Origin of the sequence: Pseudoalteromonas sp. S558, assembly GCF_005886635.1 — a bacterium.
In the GTDB taxonomy this organism is placed as follows: domain Bacteria; phylum Pseudomonadota; class Gammaproteobacteria; order Enterobacterales; family Alteromonadaceae; genus Pseudoalteromonas; species Pseudoalteromonas aliena.
Window position 1 is genome coordinate 1 of record NZ_PNDU01000328.1, and the last position, 6,420, is coordinate 6,420.

Here is a 6,420-nt window from a genome sequence, read left to right on the forward strand (position 1 = left end):
AAAAAAAATCTATCTCGAGCAGCTATTTTCAGCGCTAACTGCGTTGAATTTACTTGCAATAGGCCAGCTATTGACGCGTAAATCCGCCTTATTTTTACTGGAAATCTCTGGCTAGAGAAAATAAATTTAAATATCAGCATGATTCAATACGTTAGTAAACCTCTTAACCAGAGCTCAGGTTAAATAAAGGTTGCTATCTCATCGATAGATTTTTTATCGAGCGCGTGAGCAGGTATGGTTGCATCCTCACTTGGGTAACCTGCAATAAGCAGCATATACGGGCGTTCGTTATCTTTATCTCGGCCACAAATATCGGTTAAAAAGCTCATTGGCTTTGGCGTATGAGTTAATGTAGCAAGGCCAGCTCTGTGCAGTGCTTGAATTAAAAAGCCGGTAGCAAGGCCAACTGATTCATGCACGTAGTAATTAGTATTTTTATCATCACTGCTTACGCCGCCCTTTTTTTGACTAAATACCGCAATAAGCCAAGGCGCATATTCTAAATAAGGTTTATTGGCATCGGTTCCCAGTGGCTTTAATGCCTCTAACCATTCTTCACCTGCTCGTCCTTCATAAAAAGAGCGCTCTAGTTTTTCGGCCGCTGCTCTTATTTGTTTTTTTATATCAGTGCTGTTTATAGCTACAAAATGCCATGGTTGATGATTTGCACCACTTGGTGCCGTGCCCGCAGCTTTAATGCAGGTTTCAATAATATCTTTAGGGACAGGGCGATCGCTAAAACTACGAATACTATGGCGGCGTTGGCTGGTTTGTAAAAACTCGTTAGCACGTTTTAGCATTTCATTGTGAGGGTATTCTATAAAGTCGTTTAGTGGTTGGCTTTGATGTTTTTGCATGGCTTTTCGCTTCTTATAAATAGTGTGTAGTTTTTATACCGAGTGAATATAGCTCATGCAAGCCTTATTGGTGTTTATTTTTTGTTACAAACTTCACTGATAAGTAACTAATGTTCCTATTTTTCTTGTGATATAACACACTAGAAAAAATAATTATTAAAATCAAAGGAAGTAAAATGCTATCAATAAAAGGGTTATCAAAAACCTACGATAACGGCGTTCATGCATTACAAGGTGTCAATTTAAATATCCCTAAAGGGATGTTTGGTTTACTGGGCCCTAATGGTGCGGGTAAATCTTCATTAATGCGAACGATCGCTACACTGCAATCAGCCGATAGTGGCAGCGTTGTATTTGATGGTATAGATGTGCTAACACAACCTAAAAGCTTACGTGAGCGTTTAGGTTATTTACCACAAGACTTTGGTGTTTATCAGCGTGTTAGTGCTTATGATTTACTTGATCATATGGCGATTTTAAAAGGTTTAAGTAATAAGGCTGAGCGTAAAGAGGCTGTTGAAGGGTTGTTAGCGCAAACTAATTTATATGATCATCGAAAAAATGCGGTGAGTGGTTTCTCGGGCGGTATGCGCCAACGTTTTGGTATTGCACAGGCTTTATTAGGTGACCCTGATTTACTCATTGTAGATGAGCCAACAGCAGGTCTAGATCCTGAAGAGCGCAATCGCTTTCATAACTTATTGGTCGGTTTAGGCGAAAGTAAAGTGGTGATTTTATCAACGCATATAGTTGAAGATGTGTCTGAGCTTTGCCCAAATATGGCCGTGTTAGCAAGTGGCCAAATTTTACTTGAAGGCAACCCAATTGAGTTGACTAACACGCTGCAGGGAAAAATATGGCACAAAGCGATGAGCCAAGCAGAAGCTGCAGAGCTGGAGCAATCATTACCGGTAATAGCGAAGCGTTTGTTTGCAGGCAAAACATTACTCAGTGTGTTTGCTGACGATGCGCCAGAAGGGTTTGAGTCTAAGCCTGCTGATTTAGAAGACGTCTATTTTTCAACATTGCACCAACACCGCAATAAAGCAGCATAAGGATACTGATTATGTTGTTTAAAATGATGCAATTTGAGCTGCGCTATTTTATGCGTCAGCCCTCTTTCTATATCACGTCACTTATTTTGTTTTTTCTTACTTTTATGGCATCGGTTTCTGACTCGGTGCAAATAGGGGGAAGCAGCAATGTAAATATAAATTCTCCTTACGCAATTTTGCAAGTTATTGCGATTATGTCGGTGTTTGCTATTTTTTTAGTGGTCAACTTTGTTGGAAGCTCAGCTATTCGTGATGACGTGAGTAAGCTCAACGAATTGGTACTGAGTAAGCCACTAAACATCGCTCAGTATAGAGCTGGTCGATTCATTGGGGCCTATTTAGTTACGCTACTAGTGTTTTCAAGCACTATGTTGGGTGTGTGGGTTGGTAGTGGTTTTGGTAGCTTAATGGGTTGGTTAGACAGTGAAATGATAGGCGAAAACCAACTAAGTTATTATTTAGTGCCTTTCTTTTATATTGCAGCACCTTCTTTGTTTGTTGTCTCATCACTCATTAATGCTGTGGCAATACGCTTTCGTAGCATGGTAACGCTCTATCTAGTTGCTGTTGCCCTACTTATTAGCTATCTGGTTGGATCTAATATTTTCTCTGATATCCAATATCGTGAAATCTCAGCTTACCTAGATATGTTTGGTATGTCGGCAATGAGAATGCAGATGGAATACTGGACAATAGCAGAGCGTAATGTAATGGAAATTACGTTAACTGATCAGTTATTACATAATAGGTTAATTTGGGTCGGTGTTGCCTTACTAGCATTGGCAATTGCAGCACTCAATACATCTCATCACTTGGCTCAAAAGCAAAAAGTGAAAGGCAAGGCGAGTAAAAGTAATAATACTAATTTTGCAGCTGCACTTAAGTTTAATATAACGGCAAAAGCGACAGGAAGTAATGCGTGGTCGCAATTTTTAACGCGTACTGTTTTTGAAGTCAAACAAGTTATAAAAAGCTATTCGTTTGGTATTTTACTTATTTTATCTTTAGCGACATTAATTCCAGCGTTGGTAGGCTCAATGGGTCCATACGGAACGGATGTTTGGCCAGTCACATTTAGAATGGTTGAGCTTATTCAAGGTAGCTTTGGCATATTGATGATGATAGTACTTGTTTACTATTGTGGTGAACTTGTATGGCATGATCGTGAATCCAGAATGGCCGACATTATCGATGCGTACCCTGTTGCGAATTGGGTGTTCTGGGGCTCTAAATATGTAGCGCTGAGTGCTGTTTTATTATTGTTATGCGCATTTGGCTCCGTGGTGACATTGTTTTATCAAATGATGATGGGCATGGCGAACTTTGATATTGCACAATATGTAATTAGACTCGGTTATTTATTTGTACTCGGGCTTATCTTTCAAGGTGGTTTTGCCTTTTTACTACAAGTAATTAGCCCAAATAAATACGTAGGTATGGGATTATATGTGCTGTACTTTATCGCTACTTTGGTGATGAGTAACTATGGTTTTGAGCATAATATGTTTGTAATAGGTGGCACGCCAGAGGCGCCTTATTCAGATATTAATGGTTATGGCCACTTTTTAACTGCGGTGCATTGGTATAATTTATACTGGTTAGGTTTTAGCATGATTATTGCTGCACTTAGCTATGCGCTTTGGCCTCGTGGTGCTGGGCAAAATTTTAAAGCACGCGTTCAGTTGTTAGGCTATCAGCTAGGCAATTCAGGTAAAGCGGTTATTGTATGTGGTACCCTTATTTTTGGTGGTGTAGGAAGTTTTATTTACTACAACACAACGGTTCTCAATCAATTTATAACCAGTGAACAGTATGAAGACTTGCAAGAGCAATATGAGCGTGAGTTTGGTCAGTTTGTAGATGCGGCTTTACCTATTCCAACAGATGTTGTTGTTACTGCTGATATCTACCCTCAAGAACGTCGTATTACAGCTACCGTGGTAATGCAGATAGAGAATAAATCGCAACAACCGATTACGCGAATATTAGTAAATAAGCCTGATCATACTCATAAATGGAGTGTTGAGGTGGATGGCGCGCAATTTGGGGAGTTAAACGAGCAGTATCGTCATGCTTGGTTAGAGTTTACTAAACCCATGCAACCAAACGAAAGCCGTGAAATTACAATGAGCGTAGAGCGTTATACCGAAGGGTTTGAAGATAGAGGAAGCGATGAGCGACTTGTGTATAACGGTACTTTTATTGACAACACGGCACTGTTCCCTAGTTTTGGTTATTCCTTTGGTAAGCAAATACAAGATAAAAATGAGCGTCGTCAAAGAGGTTTACCAGAGTTAAAACGCGGTAATAAAATTGAAGAAACGCAATATCATAACCAACCTTTGTTTGCGGATAATTATGTCAGTTTTGCTGCCACTATTACCACCGATGAGTCGCAAATTGCGATGGTTCCAGGTTACTTGCAATCACAAAGTACTATAGATGGCCGTACTACTTTTGTATACGAAATGGATGCACCTATGTTGCATTTTTACACTTTGCTCTCAATGGAGCTTGAGGTGAAAAAAGAGCTGCACAATGGTGTAAATATTGAGGTTTACCATCACAAAGATCATGCTTGGAATGTAGATGCAATGATTCAATCGACTAAAGATTCTTTAGATTACTTCTCTAAAGAGTTTGGTCCTTATCAGCATAAGCAAATGCGTATTATTGAGTTCCCTCGTTATCGTAGCTTTGCGCAGAGTTTTGCTAATACAGTACCGTTCTCTGAAAATATGGGCTTCATTACTGATACGCGTGACTCTGATAACATTAACTTTCCTTACTATGTTACCTCGCATGAGTTAGCACACCAATGGTGGGCGCACCAAGTGATTGGCGCAAACGTCGAAGGCTCTAATATTTTGTCTGAAATGTTATCGCAATATTCAGCAATTATGGTGATGAAAGAAAAGTATGGTGAAAATAACCTGCGTAAGTTTTTAAAGTATGAACTTGATCGCTACTTGTTTGGGCGCACAACTGAGTCTTATGATGAGCGTACTCTTGCACGTACAGTAGGGCAGCAATACATCCACTATAACAAAGGGTCTGTAGTTATGATGGCCATCCATGATTTACTGGGTGAACAACGTTTAAATACAGTTTTACGAGCGTTTTTACAAGATTACCAATATGCGCAAGAACGTTATCCAATCACGTTAGACTTTATTGCTTATTTAAAACGAGAGGCGAGTGAGCAAGAGCAAATATTTATTGAAGATCAGTTTAATGCTATTACATTATATGAGCTAAAACTCAGTGATATTAATGTGCAAGAGGCTGAATCTGTTGATGGCGAACATATTATTACGCTAACAATTTCTGCAGCAAAAAAACATGCAGATGGTGAAGGAAATGAAGAAGATGTACCGCTAGCGCAAATGATAGATATTGCTTTATTTAGTGCAGATCCGAATGAGATACATAGTGAAAATACGGTGATCTACATGCAAAAACACGAGATAGAAACAGGTGAAAATACTATTACATTAAAGGTAACAGAGTTACCTAAATTTGCTGGTGTTGACCCTTTTATTAAGTTAATAGACAAAAAAAGTGGCGATAATATTAAAGCACTTTAGTTTTTAAGTGCAGTATAAAAAATGCCAGTCGTTTTACTGACTGGCATTTTTATAGCTATTAAAGAGGTTATTGATAGCTAACAGTAAACTCATTTAGTAAGCAGCCCTCATCCTAAACTTTGTAGAAAATTGTATAAATTTTTGTATAAACCGCTACATTTTCCCCACACCTTCTTACGAACTTAACTCTAGTTATTTTGTACACTGTTGTCATTAAGAGTAAACAACAAGGTATAAGCATGAAGCAGCTAATGATAAGCGTTTTAGTACTAAGTCTAACTGCTTGCTCGGCGGTGACGATCCAGCCACAGCAAGCAGCCAAAATAACAAGCAAAGCGAGTTATGAAGATAGCCGACCGTTCTTTTTATGGGGGTTGGTTGGAGAAGAACGCGTTGATGTGAAAAAAGTATGTGTAGACAAATCAGTGACACAAATGCAGTCGCAACAGACTTTTAGTGACGGAGCACTTAGTTTAATTACACTCGGTATATATGCACCTCACACTATTAAAGTATGGTGCCAAGATGAAATAGTGGGAGAGGCATTATGAGTATTAAGTTACTTATAACAAGTTGTACGTTAATTATATTAACGGGATGTACGAACATTTACTTTGATAATGGTGTACAAGATAACGTGAGCAATAAAACTCAAGAGAGTTCACAATGGCATCATAACTTTGCTCTTGCATTATATGAAGGATCTAAGCCGTTAGATTTAAGTACTCATTGCCCACAAGGTGAATGGCAAAGCGTTCATACATATAAATCCTTTACCAATGGTTTAGCTGAATTAGCTGTTAATCAAGTGGGTCCTGCTTGGTATCCTAAAACAGTTGAAGTGAGCTGTACTAAAGTGCCATTTAAATAACCTGAACTCTGGTTAAGATATTTACTAATATATTGAATCATAATGATATT

At 38.7% G+C, this 6,420-nt stretch carries 5 protein-coding genes; 4 read left to right on the forward strand and 1 reads right to left on the reverse strand.

Annotated features, from left to right (window positions below; genetic code table 11):
- Window positions 1–179: 179 nt before the first annotated feature.
- Window positions 180–857, reverse strand: coding sequence for a nitroreductase family protein (locus tag CWB66_RS18545; RefSeq protein ID WP_077536318.1), 678 nt, complete (start codon window positions 855–857; stop codon window positions 180–182).
- A gap of 176 nt (window positions 858–1,033) precedes the next feature.
- Between CWB66_RS18545 and CWB66_RS18550 the strand changes: the two genes are divergently transcribed.
- The 4 genes from CWB66_RS18550 to CWB66_RS18565 all read left to right on the forward strand — a co-directional run bounded on the left by CWB66_RS18550 (window position 1,034) and on the right by CWB66_RS18565 (window position 6,370).
- A complete protein-coding gene (locus tag CWB66_RS18550; RefSeq protein ID WP_077536316.1) occupies window positions 1,034–1,912 on the forward strand; it encodes an ABC transporter ATP-binding protein in 879 nt (292 codons plus the stop codon).
- Window positions 1,913–1,923: 11 nt separating this feature from the next.
- Window positions 1,924–5,499, forward strand: coding sequence for an ABC transporter permease/M1 family aminopeptidase (locus tag CWB66_RS18555; protein WP_138586528.1), 3,576 nt, complete (start codon window positions 1,924–1,926; stop codon window positions 5,497–5,499).
- Window positions 5,500–5,738: 239 nt separating this feature from the next.
- On the forward strand, window positions 5,739–6,050 hold the full coding sequence (locus tag CWB66_RS18560) for a Bor family protein (RefSeq protein WP_007376455.1): 312 nt from the start codon (window positions 5,739–5,741) through the stop codon (window positions 6,048–6,050).
- Window positions 6,047–6,370 (forward strand): Bor/Iss family lipoprotein, encoded by a 324-nt coding sequence (locus CWB66_RS18565; protein WP_077536314.1) that lies wholly within the window; start codon window positions 6,047–6,049, stop codon window positions 6,368–6,370. The genes CWB66_RS18560 and CWB66_RS18565 overlap by 4 nt, the downstream gene beginning before the upstream one ends.
- Window positions 6,371–6,420 lie beyond the last annotated feature (50 nt).